The 850-nt window shown below is 66.6% G+C and carries 1 protein-coding gene; it reads left to right on the top strand.

Annotated elements, in window-relative coordinates; translation table 11 throughout:
* Nucleotides 1-744 (top strand): zinc metalloprotease HtpX (gene htpX, locus FK530_RS24345; RefSeq protein ID WP_146489421.1); only part of this gene is annotated, 744 nt, incomplete at its 5' end.
* Nucleotides 745-850: the final 106 nt, after the last annotated feature.

The following is an 850-nucleotide window of genomic DNA, read 5'->3' as shown; positions in this document are numbered from 1 at the left end:
GCCCTGATCGTATTGGGATCCACCACGTACTCCTACTGGAACTCCGACAAGATCGCGCTGCGCCAGATGCGCGCCTACCCCGTGACCGCGCAGGAGCAGCCTGAGTTGTACCGCATCGTGGGTGAGCTCTCCCAACGTGCGGGTCAGCCGATGCCGAGCATCTGGGTGGCGCCCACCCAGACCCCCAACGCCTTCGCAACGGGACGCGACCCGCAGCATGCGGCAGTGTGCTGCACGGAGGGGATCCTCCAAATCCTCGGCGAGAGGGAGCTGCGCGGAGTCCTCGGCCACGAACTCATGCATGTCTACAACCGGGACATCCTCACCTCCTCGGTGGCTGCCGCCATCGGGGGGCTGATCAGTTCGATTGCCCAGTTCCTCATGTTCTTCGGCGGGGGGAGGAGGGACGGCGAGGGAGTGAACCCGCTGGCCGCGCTGGCCACGGCGATCCTCGCCCCTGTCGCGGCCACATTGATCCAGCTGAGCATCTCACGCACCCGCGAGTTCGACGCCGACGAGGACGGGGCCGCGCTCACCCAGGATCCACTTGCGCTGGCCTCTGCCCTGCGCAAGTTGGAGACGACGACGGACCACGTCCCGATGCAACCCACTCCCGCGAACCAGAACGTGGCGGCGATGATGATTGCGAACCCGTTCCGCGGTGCCGGAGTGCGCAAACTGTTCTCGACCCATCCTCCGATGGCGGAGCGCATTGCCCGCCTGGAGAAGATGGCCGGCTACTGAAGCAGGCCGCCCAGGCAGGTCAGGCCACCTGCACCCGACCGTGTGCCACGGGTGTCCCTCAGCGGTAGTTCACGAACTGCAGTGCCGCGTCGATTCCGGCACCGGC

Origin of the sequence: Tsukamurella conjunctivitidis (genome assembly GCF_007858475.1) — a bacterium.
Lineage (GTDB): Bacteria > Actinomycetota > Actinomycetes > Mycobacteriales > Mycobacteriaceae > Tsukamurella > Tsukamurella conjunctivitidis.
This window is presented reverse-complemented; position numbering and strand designations above follow the sequence as displayed.